We start from the raw sequence: 14,515 nt of genomic DNA on the forward strand, positions 1-14,515 counted from the left end.
TACCCCGGGGATAACAGGCTTATCTCCCCCAAGAGTCCACATCGACGGGGAGGTTTGGCACCTCGATGTCGGCTCATCGCATCCTGGGGCTGTAGTCGGTCCCAAGGGTTGGGCTGTTCGCCCATTAAAGCGGTACGCGAGCTGGGTTCAGAACGTCGTGAGACAGTTCGGTCCCTATCCGTCGTGGGCGTAGGAAATTTGAGAGGAGCTGTCCTTAGTACGAGAGGACCGGGATGGACGCACCGCTGGTGTACCAGTTGTTCTGCCAAGGGCATAGCTGGGTAGCTATGTGCGGAAGGGATAAGTGCTGAAAGCATCTAAGCATGAAGCCCCCCTCAAGATGAGATTTCCCATAGCGTAAGCTAGTAAGATCCCTGAAAGATGATCAGGTTGATAGGTTCGAGGTGGAAGCATGGTGACATGTGGAGCTGACGAATACTAATAGATCGAGGACTTAACCATATAATATGTAGCAAATGTTATCTAGTTTTGAAGGAATATATATTAAAATTTCTTCTTGACATTTCGAAAGAAATGTTTATAATGATAAAAGTCTGGTAATGATGGCAGAGAGGTCACACCCGTTCCCATACCGAACACGGAAGTTAAGCTCTCTAGCGCCGATGGTAGTTGGGACCTTGTCCCTGTGAGAGTAGGACGTTGCCAGGCTAATATTATTCCGCAGTAGCTCAGTGGTAGAGCTATCGGCTGTTAACCGATCGGTCGTAGGTTCGAGTCCTACCTGCGGAGCCATTATGCTTCCATAGCTCAGCTGGTAGAGCACTTCCATGGTAAGGAAGAGGTCACCGGTTCAAGCCCGGTTGGAAGCTTGGGAATAGGTTTAAAACTTTTTTGGCCCGTTGGTCAAGTGGTTAAGACACCGCCCTTTCACGGCGGTAACACGGGTTCGAATCCCGTACGGGTCACCACTTTTGGAGGATTAGCTCAGCTGGGAGAGCACCTGCCTTACAAGCAGGGGGTCGGCGGTTCGATCCCGTCATCCTCCACCATATATATTTAAAATGTCGGAGGGGTAGCGAAGTGGCTAAACGCGGCGGACTGTAAATCCGCTCCTTCGGGTTCGGCAGTTCGAATCTGCCCCCCTCCACCATTTTCTTTAAAATAACCTGAGAGGGTTTATTTTTTTGAAAAGATAACCATACTAGTAAATATTAATGGGCTATAGCCAAGCGGTAAGGCAACGGACTTTGACTCCGTCATGCGCTGGTTCGAATCCAGCTAGCCCAGCCATTTACGAGCCATTAGCTCAGTTGGTAGAGCATCTGACTTTTAATCAGAGGGTCGAAGGTTCGAGTCCTTCATGGCTCATCATTTTTGCGGAAGTAGTTCAGTGGTAGAATACAACCTTGCCAAGGTTGGGGTCGCGGGTTCGAATCCCGTCTTCCGCTTAATTAATAAGGGGCCTTAGCTCAGCTGGGAGAGCGCCTGCCTTGCACGCAGGAGGTCAGCGGTTCGATCCCGCTAGGCTCCATCTAAATAAAAAAGCTTATATCATACGATGTAAGCTTTTTTTGTGTTTAAAAAGACAACTTTTATACTTGTCGTTTAAAATGAAGAAAACGTAAAAATAAGGGATGGGGAGATAATTGTGAAAGTTGTTATTGCATCTGATTCATATAAAGAAAGCCTAAAAGCTATAGAAGTATGTGGAGCTATTGAAAGAGGTTTTAGAGCAATTTTTCCTAATGCAGAGTATGTGAAAATACCAATTGGAGATGGAGGAGAAGGGACGGTTGAATCACTTGTTGATGCTACAGGGGGGAGAATTATATCAATTAGTGTGACAGGACCGCTTAGAGAAGGTATACAAGCTTTTTATGGCATTTCTAAAGATAAAAAGACAGCGTTTATTGAAATGGCAGCAGCATCAGGATTACAGCACGTTCCAGTTGAAAAGCGCAACCCACTTATTACAACGACAAAAGGAACAGGAGAACTTATATTACATGCGCTAGATCAAGGAGTGGAGTACATAATTTTAGGACTTGGAGGAAGTGCTACAAATGATGGCGGGGCAGGTATGTTAGCGGCTTTAGGAGTAAGGTTTATAAATGGTAAGGGTGAAGTAATAGATCCATCTGGAGGCACATTACACTCGATTGTTACTATTGATTTTTCACGAATGGACCCACGCTTAAAGGGGGTAAAGATAGAAGCGGCATGTGATGTGGATAATCCATTAGTCGGAATGCAGGGAGCATCTTTCGTATTTGGGAGACAAAAGGGTGCAAATATAGAGATGATGAAAGAGCTAGATGAGAATTTACAACATTATGCGAATATGCTTAAACGATATGTATCTTTTGATGTATCTGAAATACCTGGTGCAGGGGCAGCGGGAGGAATGGGAGCGGCTGTTATTTCAGTGTTAAAGGGAGACTTGCGTAGGGGCATTGAAATTGTATTAGATTATACAAATTTCGATAAACATATAGAAGATGCACATCTTATTATAACTGGTGAAGGTAGAATAGATAAACAAACTGCATATGGAAAGGCTCCTGTGGGTGTTGCGGGGCGTGCAAAACGTTTTTCTGTGCCTGTAATTGCTATTGGAGGGTCTGTATCATCTGATTATTCAGCTGTGTACGAGAAAGGAATAGATGCGGTATTTAGTATCACAACGAGACCGATGACACTAGAAGAAGCATATAAAGTAGCAGAAGAAAATATTGAAATGACAACGAAGAATATTGCAACAGTATGGAAAATAGCATCAGAAAAACACTTCTAAATATAGGAGTGTTTTATTATTATTATTATTTAATAATAGTGATTGCGATTGTTTCATTAAGTTAACTTTATACATAGAATAGTCTTAAAATTTGGTTTTCAACGTGAATATAAGTGAATAAATTGTATATCCATACAGAAAAATGTCGAGTTGAGTCAGACTATATAAAAGATTTAAAATATTTAGTGAAGGCATAAAAGGGGGATACTATCTATGAAAAAAGAAATCTCAGTTATTGGAGTTCCAATGGATTTAGGACAGATGCGTCGTGGAGTTGATATGGGACCGAGCGCGATCCGTTATGCAGGGGTAATTGAAAGAATTGAAGAAATTGGATATGACGTTAAAGATATGGGAGATATATGTATAGAGAGAGAAAAAGAGATAGATGAAAATACAAAATTAAGAAACCTTACACAAGTTGCAACTGTATGTAATGAATTAGCAAGTAAGGTGGATCATATTATAGAAGAAGGTCGTTTTCCACTTGTATTAGGTGGTGACCATAGTATTGCTATCGGTACATTAGCTGGTGTAGCAAAACATTATAAAAACTTAGGCGTTATTTGGTATGATGCACACGGTGATTTAAATACAGAGGAAACTTCACCATCTGGAAATATTCATGGTATGTCACTTGCAGCAAGTTTAGGTTATGGACATTCTTCACTTGTAGATTTATACGGAGCATATCCAAAGGTGAAAAAAGAGAATGTCGTAATTATCGGTGCGCGTGCATTGGATGAAGGAGAAAAAGATTTCATTCGCAATGAAGGTATTAAAGTGTTCTCAATGCATGAAATTGATCGTATGGGGATGACGGCTGTGATGGAAGAAACAATCGCATATTTATCTCATACCGATGGTGTACACTTATCATTAGATTTAGACGGTCTTGATCCTCATGATGCACCAGGTGTTGGAACGCCTGTAATTGGCGGTCTATCTTATCGTGAAAGTCATTTGGCGATGGAAATGTTAGCAGAAGCTGATATTATCACATCTGCTGAATTTGTTGAGGTAAATACGATTTTAGATGAGAGAAATAGAACGGCAACAACAGCAGTTGCTTTAATGGGTTCTTTATTCGGTGAAAAACTAAAATAAATGTAAGAAAAGCAACTGAGAAGTTGCTTTTTTTATTTGAAAATAAGCGTATAATAATGATTTATATTATACTGTACAATAAAAATGTTTGACATCTTACCAATTTGAGCTAAAGGGGGTTGTTTGTAATTGTCGTTTGTTTCATGTATGGTATAATTAACTAGTTGTTGGAAATACATACAGATAGAGCATAAAACAATATTTCAATATATGGATAGAATTGCTCGTAAGTAGGAGGAAGGGATAGCATGCCTTTTGAAGATACGACCATTTTGAAATATCTTAGTACGGCATTAGATATTGCCATTGTATGGTTTATTATATATAAGCTAATTCTTATAATCCGAGGGACGAAAGCTGTTCAACTTTTAAAAGGGATTACAGTTATTATCGTCGTTAAGATGATCAGTATTTTCCTTGAATTGCGTACGCTATCTTGGCTAACTGAACAAGTATTAACGTGGGGATTTTTAGCCGTTATTATTATCTTTCAGCCAGAATTGCGAAGAGCACTTGAGCAGCTAGGGCGCGGGAGTTTATTTTCGCGTGTTGGAACGCATGAGGATGATGAACCTGAAATGGTTGCAACAGCGATAGCAAAAGCAACCGAATATATGGGGAAACGTAGAATTGGTGCATTAATTACTTTGTCAAAAGAGACCGGTATGGGTGATTATGTGGAAACGGGTATTCCGCTTAATGCAAACGTATCATCGGAATTACTTATTAATATTTTTATTCCAAATACACCTCTTCATGACGGAGCGGTAATTATGCAAGGAAGTACAATTAAAGCAGCAGCATGCTATCTTCCATTATCAGAAAGTCCGTTTATTTCTAAAGAATTAGGAACTAGACATCGTGCTGCAATGGGAGTTAGTGAAGTTACTGATAGTATTACAGTAGTTGTGTCTGAAGAAACTGGTCAAATTTCTTTAACGAAAAATGGTAAGTTGCATCGTGATTTGAAGACAGAACAGCTGAAAGATATGTTATTAGCTGAATTTAGTGGAAACGAAAAAACGACTTCTTCGTCTTTATGGAATTGGAGGAGAAAGCGTCATGGATAAGTTAATGGAGAATCATTGGTTTTTAAAAGGGATCTCATTACTATTGGCGTGTATGCTTTTTATGTCAGCGACGTTAACTGAAAAAAATACGACATCAGGTATATTACCTTTTGCAAATGATACGAAAGAAACATTAACTAATTATGCTATTAATCTTAAGTATGATGAGGAGAAATATATTGTAAGTGGTATTCCGGCAGAGGGCGTTAAAGTAAAATTAGAAGGCCCAAAAGCATCAGTTGCTACAGCAAAAGCAAAAAAACAATTTGACATACCGGTTGATTTGCGAGATAGTCCAAAAGGAACTTATGAGATTTCTTTAAAAACGAACGGGCTTCCAGATGATGTGAAAGGAACAGTTCAGCCATCAACAATTAAAGTTACTCTTCATGAAAAGGCGAGAAAATATGTTCATGTAGATCTGAAATTATCAAATGAGGATCAGATGCCAGCGGGGGCTACTCTAGAAAAATCAAGCCTTAAACCGGATACTGTTGAGGTAGTTGGGACGAAAGAAGAAATTGAAAGCATTTCCTCTGCCAAAGCGTATGTTGATTTAAAAGGTGTTAATAAAACTGTTACAAAAACGCCCGAAGTTACATTATACAATAAAGAAGGAAAACGTTTAAATGTAAGAACAAGTCCATCTAAGATTAGTGTAACGTTGAATGTGGCAACGCAAACTACAGCCAATAATACTGAAAAAACTGTTCCTGTAACGTATACGAAGAAGGGGAGTTTAGCAGAAGGATTGGCGGTTACAAATATCAGTGTTGAACCGAGAGAAGTAACGATAGCTGGTCCAAAAGATATTTTGGATAATATACAATCGCTAGAGGGGGTCGAAGTAGATCTTAGTCAATTGACAGAGTCTACAACATTCGATGCCTCTGTTTTATTACCCAAGGGTGTAACAAGTGCAAAACCGAATCAAGTGAAGGTTTCGGTGGGAGTGCAAAAAACAAAACAAACGAAAACAAAAACGATTGATGGTATCCCAATCCAGAAAAATGGACTGTCTAAAGATGTTACTGCTCAGCTACTTTCGCCGCAAGATGGAAAGATAAGTGTTGATATTTCAGGAGAAGCAAGTATAGTAGATAAAATAACAGCTGCTCAAATAACAGCGGTAATTAATCTGCAAAATGTATCCTCAGGGACGAAAGATATTTCCATTCAAGTGAGCGGTCCTGGTAATATTTCAATAGAGCCAAAACAAAAAAGTGCTAAAGTTACTATTGTGAAGAAAGAAAAACCAGATAAAGAAGTACAGGGTAACGGTCAACAACCGGATTCAAATACGGATCAAGAAAATCAAAATGAGAAACCAAAAAATCCTGAACCTGATTCAGAAAAAGAACAGGAAAAGAATCAAAACCAAAATCAAAATCAAGATAAAGATAAAGAAACGAGTCAAGAACCAACAGTAGATAATCAAAAAGAGCAAGAAAAAGGAGCGAATCATAATGGGTAAATATTTTGGTACAGATGGAGTACGCGGAGTTGCAAATAAGGAGTTAACACCTGAATTAGCTTTCAAAATTGGACGTTTTGGTGGTTATGTATTAACAAAAGATACAGATCGTCCAAAAGTAATTATCGGTCGTGATACACGTGTATCTGGTCATATGTTAGAAGGAGCTTTAGTAGCAGGTCTATTATCAACTGGAGCAGAAGTAATGCGCCTTGGCGTTATTTCTACACCGGGCGTTGCTTATTTAACAAAAGCACTAGATGCACAAGCGGGTGTTATGATTTCTGCATCTCATAATCCAGTACAAGATAACGGTATTAAATTCTTTGGTTCAGACGGCTTTAAATTAACAGATGAGCAAGAAGCTGAGATTGAAGCTTTATTAGACAAAGAAGTTGATGAACTACCACGTCCGACAGGTACTAATCTTGGACAAGTGAGCGATTACTTTGAAGGTGGACAAAAATATTTACAGTACATTAAACAAACTGTTGAAGAAGATTTCTCTGGCCTACATATCGCTTTAGATTGTGCACATGGTGCAACTTCTTCTCTAGCTCCATACTTATTTGCAGACCTAGAAGCTGATATTTCAACAATGGGAACTTCTCCAAACGGTATGAATATTAATGAGGGTGTAGGATCTACACATCCAGAAGGCTTAGCTGAATTGGTAAAAGAAAAAGGTGCGGATATCGGACTTGCTTTTGATGGCGATGGCGACCGTTTAATTGCTGTAGACGAAAAAGGAAACATCGTTGACGGTGATCAAATTATGTTCATTTGTGCGAAATATATGAAAGAAACTGGTCAATTAAAACATAATACAGTTGTTTCAACTGTTATGAGTAACTTAGGTTTCTACAAGGCACTTGAAGCAAATAATATTACAAGTGATAAAACAGCAGTTGGTGACCGCTACGTTATGGAAGAAATGAAGCGTGGAGGTTACAATCTAGGTGGAGAACAATCAGGCCATATTATCTTACTTGATTACATTACAACTGGTGATGGAATGTTAAGTGCACTTCAACTTGTAAACATCATGAAAATGACGAAAAAGCCATTATCTGAGCTTGCAGGAGAAATGACGAAATTCCCACAATTGTTAGTAAACGTTCGTGTAACAGATAAAAAATTAGCATTAGAAAATGAAAAAATTAAAGAAATTATTCGTGTTGTAGAGGAAGAAATGAACGGTGATGGCCGTATTCTTGTTCGTCCATCTGGAACAGAGCCACTTATTCGTGTAATGGCAGAAGCACCAACACAAGAAGTTTGTGATGCATATGTACATCGCATTGTAGAAGTTGTGAAAGCTGAAGTTGGCGCTGAATAATTAGCTGAATTTATATGAAAAAGGAGCACAAAAAGTGCTCCTTTTTCATATGTTTTATAGACGATGAAAAAAATTTCATTGACGGTTTATCCATGTTTGTTATAAGATGGTCTTGTTCTTTTTCTCAAAGGAAATATTGTAAATTATAAAAGCGCCAGAACTACAAATAGTGTAGTTGACGAGGTGGGGTTTATCGAGATTTCGGCGGATGACTCCCGGTTGTTCATCACAACCGCAAGCTTTTACTTAAATCATTAAGGTGACTTAGTGGACAAAGGTGAAAGTGTGATGAGAGAAGAGGAACGGATGAAAACTAGCTGTATAAGTATATACGGACTTAAACCCAATCGAGAGGAAGGTGAAAGCCGTTACAAGCTTACAGGGCTAGCAATATGTAATCCGTTTTTTAGTATAAATAAAAATGGTATCGGACTATGTCGTTACATGTTCGCAGAGCAGTGTAAGCATTTGTAACGGCGACTAAACATGTGTGGAATCGTAGGATTTATTGGAGAGCAAGATGCAAAGGAAATTTTATTAAAAGGTTTAGAAAAGCTAGAATATCGTGGATATGATTCAGCAGGTATTGCAGTACAAGCAGAGAACGGTGTTGTTGTATACAAAGAAAAAGGCCGTATCGCAAAACTTCGTGAAATCGTAGATGAGAACGTAGCAGCAAGCGTGGGTATCGGACACACACGCTGGGCTACACACGGTGTTCCAAGTAAAGTAAACGCGCATCCGCATCAAAGTACATCAAAACGCTTTACATTAGTTCATAACGGTGTAATTGAAAACTATGAATTAGTGAAAAAGGAATATTTACAAGATGTAACGTTCGTAAGTGAAACAGATACAGAGGTTATCGTACAGCTTATGGAACAACAAGTGAGCACAGGATTAAGTGTAGAAGAAGCGTTCCGTAATACGCTATCTCTTTTACATGGCTCTTATGCAATCGGATTACTTGATGCTGAAAATCCAAACATGATTTATGTTGCTAAAAACAAAAGCCCGCTATTAGTAGGTGTTGGTGACAACTTTAATGTTGTGGCAAGCGACGCTATGGCGATGTTACAAGTTACAGATCAATTTATTGAGTTAATGGATAAAGAAATCGTAATCGTAACGAAAGAAAGTATTACAATTAAAAACTTACAAGGTGAAACGATTGAACGTGCACCGTTTACAGCGGAATTAGACGCAAGTGATATTGAAAAGGGAACATATCCTCATTTCATGCTTAAAGAAATCGATGAGCAACCACTTGTAATCCGTAATATAATTCAAAAGTATCAAGATGAAAATGGCGAAATTGAATTAAATCAAGACATCCGCAATGCGATCTTAGATAGCGATCGTATTTACATCATTGCATGTGGAACGAGTTATCATGCAGGTCTTGTTGGAAAACAATTTATCGAGAAGTTTGCAAAAATGCCAGCTGAAGTACACGTGGCAAGTGAATTCTCTTACAACATGCCATTATTAACAGAAAGACCATTCTTCATTTACATTTCACAAAGTGGTGAAACAGCTGATAGCCGTGCAGTACTTGTGCAAACAAATGAAATGGGACATAAAGCATTAACAATTACAAACGTGCCTGGTTCTACGCTTTCTCGTGAAGCTGATTATACACTTCCGTTATACGCTGGACCAGAAATTGCAGTTGCATCAACGAAAGCTTACACAGCACAGCTTGCAGTACTTTCAATTTTAGCGGCTGATATTGCTAAAGCAAAAGGTGAAGTTCTTGATTTCGATTTAACACACGAACTAGGACTTGTAGCAAATGCAATGATAGAACTTTGTGATCAAAAAGAAGAAATGGACGCATTAGCAAAACAATTTTTAGCGACAACGCGTAACTGTTTCTTCATCGGACGTAGCGTAGACTTCTACGTAGGATTAGAAGGTGCGTTAAAACTAAAAGAAATCTCTTACATCCAAGCAGAAGGATTCGCTGGAGGAGAGTTAAAACACGGTACAATCGCTTTAATCGAAAATGGTACACCAGTTATCGCACTTGCTACACAAGAGCACGTAAACCTTGGAATTCGCGGCAACGTGAAAGAGGTAGTAGCACGCGGAGCTAACCCATGTATCATCTCAATGAAAGGCTTAGAAATGGAAGGAGACAGCTTCGTATTACCAGCTGTACACGAAGCGCTAGCACCGCTAGTAGCAGTTATTCCATTACAACTTATCTCATACTACGCAGCACTTCACCGCGAGTGTGACGTTGATAAGCCACGTAACTTAGCTAAGTCTGTTACTGTTGAGTAGGAGATTGGTAGGTTAATAAGTATAGTTATACGTTTGAAATAAATTAAAACTAAGAAAAAACTCTGTAAAAATCATTTTACAGAGTTTTTTTAGTTATTTATTGTTTTACATAACAAATTGTTACTTGTTCGTCTATGTGGAAAATCTGTAACACTTTACCATCTAAATTTTTAACCTCATATGATGAATAAATAGGTCTTTCCAATTTCACTTCTTGACCATTTTGAGTTCCTTTTTCCACCATTAGCGTTAACTGATGGGAAGAAACGTCTGCTTGGTATGTTCCTGTTAAGTAATTATCTTTATTTGGATAAGAACCATTTGCATATGTTTCAAATGTCTTATCTGCTTTTAGGACTAACGTAGTTTTGACTCCGTCTCCGTAATCAATACCCCAATTACCTACAAGCTCTGTACCGTCTTTATAGTTGTTCTGTACATTCTTAAACTTAGCGGAATCCTCGTCTGGTGTATCAATTTTTCCTTTGAATATACCAGTTTTATCTTGGGTACTGTATGTTTTAACTGTATTACCACTAGATAAACTCGGTGAGTTAGAAGAACTAGTACCACTTGTTGTAGAAGTAGTTGTTGAACCACCCTTAGCTTCCGCTTTTAACTTATTAAATACAGGTTTCCAAATGCGTTTTGCTTCATCTAATTTATTGTTTGCTTTATCTATGATTGCATCATCCGTATCTTTAAGTGTTTTAGAGTAATCAAATAACTTCGATACTTCTTTGAAAGATTCTTTTAACTTTTGAACAGCTTTTACAATTTCCTTATGATCTTCCTTGTATTTTCCTGGTGCATCTATACGCTCTATTTTATTAAATACTTTATCTAAGTCTTTAATACTATCTCGTACCTCTTCATTTGACTTACTTCCCTTTTTATTATCCCTCACAGAAGCATCATAGTAATCTAGACGTCTTAATAAGTCTTCTTCAATGTCTACCATAAGTTGTGGGTAATCCTCAGGCAAAACCATAATCATCTTAACATCTTTACTTTCTTCTTTTGAGTTAGTTGATTTTTCCTTTGTTTCAGATGATTTACCTTCTGTCTTAGTTTCTTTACTTTCTTGTTTACCAGATTCAGCATTTGTTTTTTCTTTTTCTCCAAATAAATTTGTTACACTACAAGCTGACATAGAAACTACTAATCCAGATGCTAGTAAAATTTTACCTGTACTCTTTTTGAAATTCTTCATATGATTTTTCAATTCTCCCTTTCAAAACATAAAATAGATGTGCTTTAGCCCCTTTAAAACTAAAAAACATACCCCTTCTATATTTATTTTATAATACCTTTCTATGTATAATATTTTACAATTAATTACAGATACGGTCAAAATTTATCTTAGTTTAACGATGTTCACAAAAAAGATGCGAAGCTTTATTCCTTCAAGTAAAGATTCTAAGTGAGTTTTGATTAAAATTTTTTTATAAAAATCTCATACTTAGTTAAAAAGAGTGATTCTATTTTGATCAATCGTTTTTTCAAAATGAATTTTTTTGTTGTTAAATAAAGATTTGTGACTTCATTTTTATCAAATTTTATTCCAAACCAATATATAGTTATAGCTTTAAAATAAATTTACAAATTTGTATCTAAAAGGGGTGTTTTTGTGTCGAAAAAGAACATCTAGAATTGGTAAGTGGATAGAACTCCATAAATTAAAGTTTTACTTTATCGACTTCACTTTTACTTATCTGAATTTTCCGTTATCATTTTAAGTATTCGTGAACAATTTCCTTTATTACGGCAAAAAGAGACGAGAGATTTATGGACATTTCAAGGGGGGATATTGATGAAAGTGAATGAAAAAACATATCTAAGTATAGAAGAGATTATTTCATTGCCAACCGTATCAAGTACAAACATAAGTGATGATGGTAAAAACGTAGCATTTGTTAAGAAGACGGCTGATTGGAAAGACAATACATATAGGAATCATGTATGGATATATGAAAAAGATAAGAAGCAGAGTTACCCATTATCAAATGGTGATATAGATAGTACACACCCATTATGGTCTCCAGATGCTAGGTGTATCGCATATCTTAGTCCAGTTGGTGATGGGAAAAATCAGATATTTGTTAAGTCACTAGATGGTTATAGAGAGGTTCAAATTACCGATGAGAAAGAAGGAGTCAGTACATTCAAATGGGGTCCTACTGGCAAGGGTCTTTATTATGTTACGCAGTCAAAAGAATGTGAGGAGATAAAGAAACGTAAGGATCTATATGGAGATTTTCAACATATAGGTAAGGAACACCAGAATAATTGTTTATATTACATTGAAATAGAGAAGGTGATACAAAGTGATACAGATGAACACGAGAACAGAGTTGTTTATCAATTAACGGATGGTAAGGATTTTCATATCCATGAATTTGATATTTCAAATGATGGTAAAAAGGTTGTATTTATGGCGACACCAAGCTCAAATATGGCAGATTATATAAATGGAGATCTATACATACTCCATATTAAAGCTGGAGAGCTACAAAAGCTGAATGTGGATAAGTTGTTGGGAGGGAGTGTTTGCTTTTCTCCTGACGGCAGTGAAATATGTTACACAGCAAGCATAAGAGAGAAGGGTTACTATAGAAACCATATACAAGATAGTACGTTAGAGATATATGATATAAATACCGGAGAGCTAATTCAACCTTTAACAGATTTTGATAGTACGGTTATGCCATTACAGTGGGCAGCTAAAGGGGTTTTAATTAGGTGGCAGAATAAAACGAATTATCTTATTGGATTGCTAGCCGAAGATGGCACTGTGGAAATATTAAGCGAAAAAGTAGATGGCTTTATAATGGATGCTTCTATAACAAAGGATGGCAAACATATATCCTACAATAAGGCTATAACAAATGAAACCTTTGAAATCTATTTAGACGATAAAAAAATAACGGATGAAAATAGCTTTTTCAAAGGGAAACTTAGAAGTAACAGGGAAATCATCTCATGGAAAAGTAGCGATGGTCTTGAAATAGAAGGTGTTTTATCAACGCCAGTAGAGTTGGACACTAATAAAAAATATCCTTTATTAGTAGTAATTCACGGCGGTCCGGCTTGGGCATCTTTTCCGATATTTTCAGACTGCTTCAATGAGAAATATCCGATTGAACAGTTTGTTGAAAAAGGCTTTATCGTTTTAGAACCAAATTACAGAGGAAGTTCAGGTTATGGTAATGAATTTTTAAAAGCTAACTATAGAAAACAGGGGATTGCTGACTACGATGATGTTATATCTGGAGTGGATGAACTAGTAGAAAAAGGGATGGTAGACAAGGATAGAGTAGGAGTTATGGGATGGAGCAACGGTGGATATGTATCAGCTTTCTGTTCTACGTTTAGTAGTCGGTTTAAAGCTATTTCAGTTGGCGGTGGAATAACTAACTGGAGTACCCATTATGTAAATACAGATATACCTTACTTTATTAGAATGTATTTAGGAAATACTCCATGGAATGATCCAGAGATATATACGAAGACATCACCTATGACGTATATTAAATCAGCTTGTACGCCTACCTTAATTCAACATGGGGAAAAGGATGCAAGAATTCCAATTACAAATGCATATGATCTATATCAAGGATTAATGGATATGGAAGTTGATACAGAATTAATTATATTTAAAGGAATGGCATATAGTTCTGACCAACCAGGAGTTCATGTGGCTATTATGAAGCAGAACTTGATGTGGTTTTCACACTATATTCTTGGAGAGAGTATGGAGGGTTTTAGGGCTTTGTAAGGGATGTTTGTACAAGACATAAGGTTGAAACGGTCTTCATATTGAGATGATTTATTATAAAATATATACTTAAACTACTATCAGTACATACATCAGGGAGGACTAATATGACAGGAAATAAAAATGACTTACTAGTAGAAAAACGTGAAGAGTTATTGAAAGTATTGCAAGCTCGTTTTGAGAAAAACATGAACCGCCATGAAGGTCTTGAATGGGCTAAAGTTGAAGCGAAGCTGACTACTAATAATGAAAAAATGTGGTCACTTAACGAAATGGAAATAACTGGTGGTGAACCGGATGTTGTTGGTTATGATGAAGAAAAGGACGAATATACTTTCTATGATTGTTCAAAGGAGAGTCCTAAAGGCCGCAGAAGTCTTTGTTATGATCTTGAAGCGTTAGAATCAAGAAAAAAACATAAACCAGAAAATAACGTTATTGATGTTGCCAATGCTATGGGCATTGAATTATTAACGGAAGAACAGTATCGGGAATTGCAACAACTTGGCGATTTTGACATGAAATCATCAAGTTGGGTACAAACACCTTCAGATATTCGAGAACTCGGTGGTGCTTTATTTTGCGATTATCGCTTTGGACATGTTTTCGTGTACCATAATGGAGCAGACTCTTACTATGCTGCCAGAGGTTTTCGTGGCTCGTTAAAAGTTTAAATTAGGAGAAATAAGAAAAAGAGCCTATA

The 14,515-nt window shown here is 37.2% G+C and carries 10 protein-coding genes, 9 tRNA genes and 2 rRNA genes (1 of these 21 running past the window's edge); 20 read left to right on the forward strand and 1 reads right to left on the reverse strand.

The window, feature by feature from the left end; genetic code table 11:
- The 18 genes from GD442_RS00885 to glmS all read left to right on the forward strand — a co-directional run.
- Positions 1–462: ribosomal RNA gene (locus GD442_RS00885) — 23S ribosomal RNA — on the forward strand (it extends 2,460 nt beyond the left edge of the window).
- Positions 463–553: 91 nt separating this feature from the next.
- Positions 554–669, forward strand: a 5S ribosomal RNA gene (rrf, locus tag GD442_RS00890).
- A 9-nt stretch (positions 670–678) separates the two neighbouring features.
- Positions 679–753: transfer RNA gene (locus tag GD442_RS00895), tRNA-Asn, on the forward strand.
- A 4-nt stretch (positions 754–757) separates the two neighbouring features.
- Positions 758–830: transfer RNA gene (locus GD442_RS00900), tRNA-Thr, on the forward strand.
- A 24-nt stretch (positions 831–854) separates the two neighbouring features.
- Positions 855–929 (forward strand) — tRNA-Glu (locus GD442_RS00905).
- Positions 930–934: 5 nt separating this feature from the next.
- Positions 935–1,010: transfer RNA gene (locus GD442_RS00910), tRNA-Val, on the forward strand.
- A 17-nt stretch (positions 1,011–1,027) separates the two neighbouring features.
- Positions 1,028–1,111: transfer RNA gene (locus GD442_RS00915), tRNA-Tyr, on the forward strand.
- Positions 1,112–1,176: 65 nt separating this feature from the next.
- A tRNA-Gln gene (locus GD442_RS00920) sits at positions 1,177–1,251 on the forward strand.
- 5 nt (positions 1,252–1,256) lie between these two features.
- Positions 1,257–1,329: transfer RNA gene (locus GD442_RS00925), tRNA-Lys, on the forward strand.
- 8 nt (positions 1,330–1,337) lie between these two features.
- Positions 1,338–1,409: transfer RNA gene (locus tag GD442_RS00930), tRNA-Gly, on the forward strand.
- Positions 1,410–1,419: 10 nt separating this feature from the next.
- A tRNA-Ala gene (locus GD442_RS00935) sits at positions 1,420–1,492 on the forward strand.
- A 117-nt stretch (positions 1,493–1,609) separates the two neighbouring features.
- A complete protein-coding gene (locus GD442_RS00940; protein WP_000869587.1) occupies positions 1,610–2,755 on the forward strand; it encodes a glycerate kinase in 1,146 nt (381 codons plus the stop codon).
- Between the two features lie 213 nt (positions 2,756–2,968).
- Complete coding sequence (rocF, locus tag GD442_RS00945; protein WP_000711563.1) at positions 2,969–3,862, forward strand: arginase; 894 nt, start codon at positions 2,969–2,971, stop codon at positions 3,860–3,862.
- Between the two features lie 248 nt (positions 3,863–4,110).
- Positions 4,111–4,932 (forward strand): diadenylate cyclase CdaA, encoded by an 822-nt coding sequence (gene cdaA, locus GD442_RS00950; protein WP_001115697.1) that lies wholly within the window; start codon positions 4,111–4,113, stop codon positions 4,930–4,932.
- On the forward strand, positions 4,925–6,406 hold the full coding sequence (locus GD442_RS00955; RefSeq protein WP_000359601.1) for a CdaR family protein: 1,482 nt from the start codon (positions 4,925–4,927) through the stop codon (positions 6,404–6,406). Before cdaA ends, GD442_RS00955 begins: the two co-directional genes overlap by 8 nt.
- Positions 6,399–7,745, forward strand: a complete 1,347-nt coding sequence (gene glmM / locus GD442_RS00960; protein ID WP_000521476.1) for a phosphoglucosamine mutase — start codon at positions 6,399–6,401, stop codon at positions 7,743–7,745. The genes GD442_RS00955 and glmM overlap by 8 nt, the downstream gene beginning before the upstream one ends.
- A gap of 288 nt (positions 7,746–8,033) precedes the next feature.
- Positions 8,034–8,219, forward strand: coding sequence for a hypothetical protein (locus GD442_RS00965; protein WP_001206405.1), 186 nt, complete (start codon positions 8,034–8,036; stop codon positions 8,217–8,219).
- Positions 8,220–8,231: 12 nt separating this feature from the next.
- Positions 8,232–10,034 carry a glutamine--fructose-6-phosphate transaminase (isomerizing) gene (glmS, locus tag GD442_RS00970; RefSeq protein ID WP_086407694.1) on the forward strand — a complete coding sequence of 601 codons (1,803 nt, stop codon included), beginning with the start codon at positions 8,232–8,234 and terminating at the stop codon, positions 10,032–10,034.
- Between the two features lie 97 nt (positions 10,035–10,131).
- On the opposite strand, the gene GD442_RS00975 is transcribed toward glmS, so the two are convergent.
- On the reverse strand, positions 10,132–11,259 hold the full coding sequence (locus GD442_RS00975; protein WP_074553711.1) for a DUF3994 domain-containing protein: 1,128 nt from the start codon (positions 11,257–11,259) through the stop codon (positions 10,132–10,134).
- A 588-nt stretch (positions 11,260–11,847) separates the two neighbouring features.
- Here GD442_RS00975 and GD442_RS00980 point away from each other — a divergent pair.
- Complete coding sequence (locus GD442_RS00980) at positions 11,848–13,812, forward strand: S9 family peptidase (RefSeq protein WP_140348542.1); 1,965 nt, start codon at positions 11,848–11,850, stop codon at positions 13,810–13,812.
- Positions 13,813–13,919: 107 nt separating this feature from the next.
- Positions 13,920–14,486 (forward strand): DUF4256 domain-containing protein, encoded by a 567-nt coding sequence (locus GD442_RS00985; protein ID WP_000147391.1) that lies wholly within the window; start codon positions 13,920–13,922, stop codon positions 14,484–14,486.
- Positions 14,487–14,515 lie beyond the last annotated feature (29 nt).

Origin of the sequence: Bacillus sp. A260, assembly GCF_009861435.1 — a bacterium.
In the GTDB taxonomy this organism is placed as follows: Bacteria; Bacillota; Bacilli; order Bacillales; family Bacillaceae_G; genus Bacillus_A; species Bacillus_A cereus.

Coding starts and splice junctions, on each gene's coding strand:
- rocF (WP_000711563.1), top strand. CDS start 2,969: ATGAAAAAAGAAATCTCAGTTATTGGAGTTCCAATGGATTTAGGACAG.
- cdaA (WP_001115697.1), top strand. CDS start 4,111: ATGCCTTTTGAAGATACGACCATTTTGAAATATCTTAGTACGGCATTA.
- GD442_RS00955 (WP_000359601.1), top strand. CDS start 4,925: ATGGATAAGTTAATGGAGAATCATTGGTTTTTAAAAGGGATCTCATTA.
- glmM (WP_000521476.1), top strand. CDS start 6,399: ATGGGTAAATATTTTGGTACAGATGGAGTACGCGGAGTTGCAAATAAG.
- GD442_RS00965 (WP_001206405.1), top strand. CDS start 8,034: ATGAGAGAAGAGGAACGGATGAAAACTAGCTGTATAAGTATATACGGA.
- glmS (WP_086407694.1), top strand. CDS start 8,232: ATGTGTGGAATCGTAGGATTTATTGGAGAGCAAGATGCAAAGGAAATT.
- GD442_RS00980 (WP_140348542.1), top strand. CDS start 11,848: ATGAAAGTGAATGAAAAAACATATCTAAGTATAGAAGAGATTATTTCA.
- GD442_RS00985 (WP_000147391.1), top strand. CDS start 13,920: ATGACAGGAAATAAAAATGACTTACTAGTAGAAAAACGTGAAGAGTTA.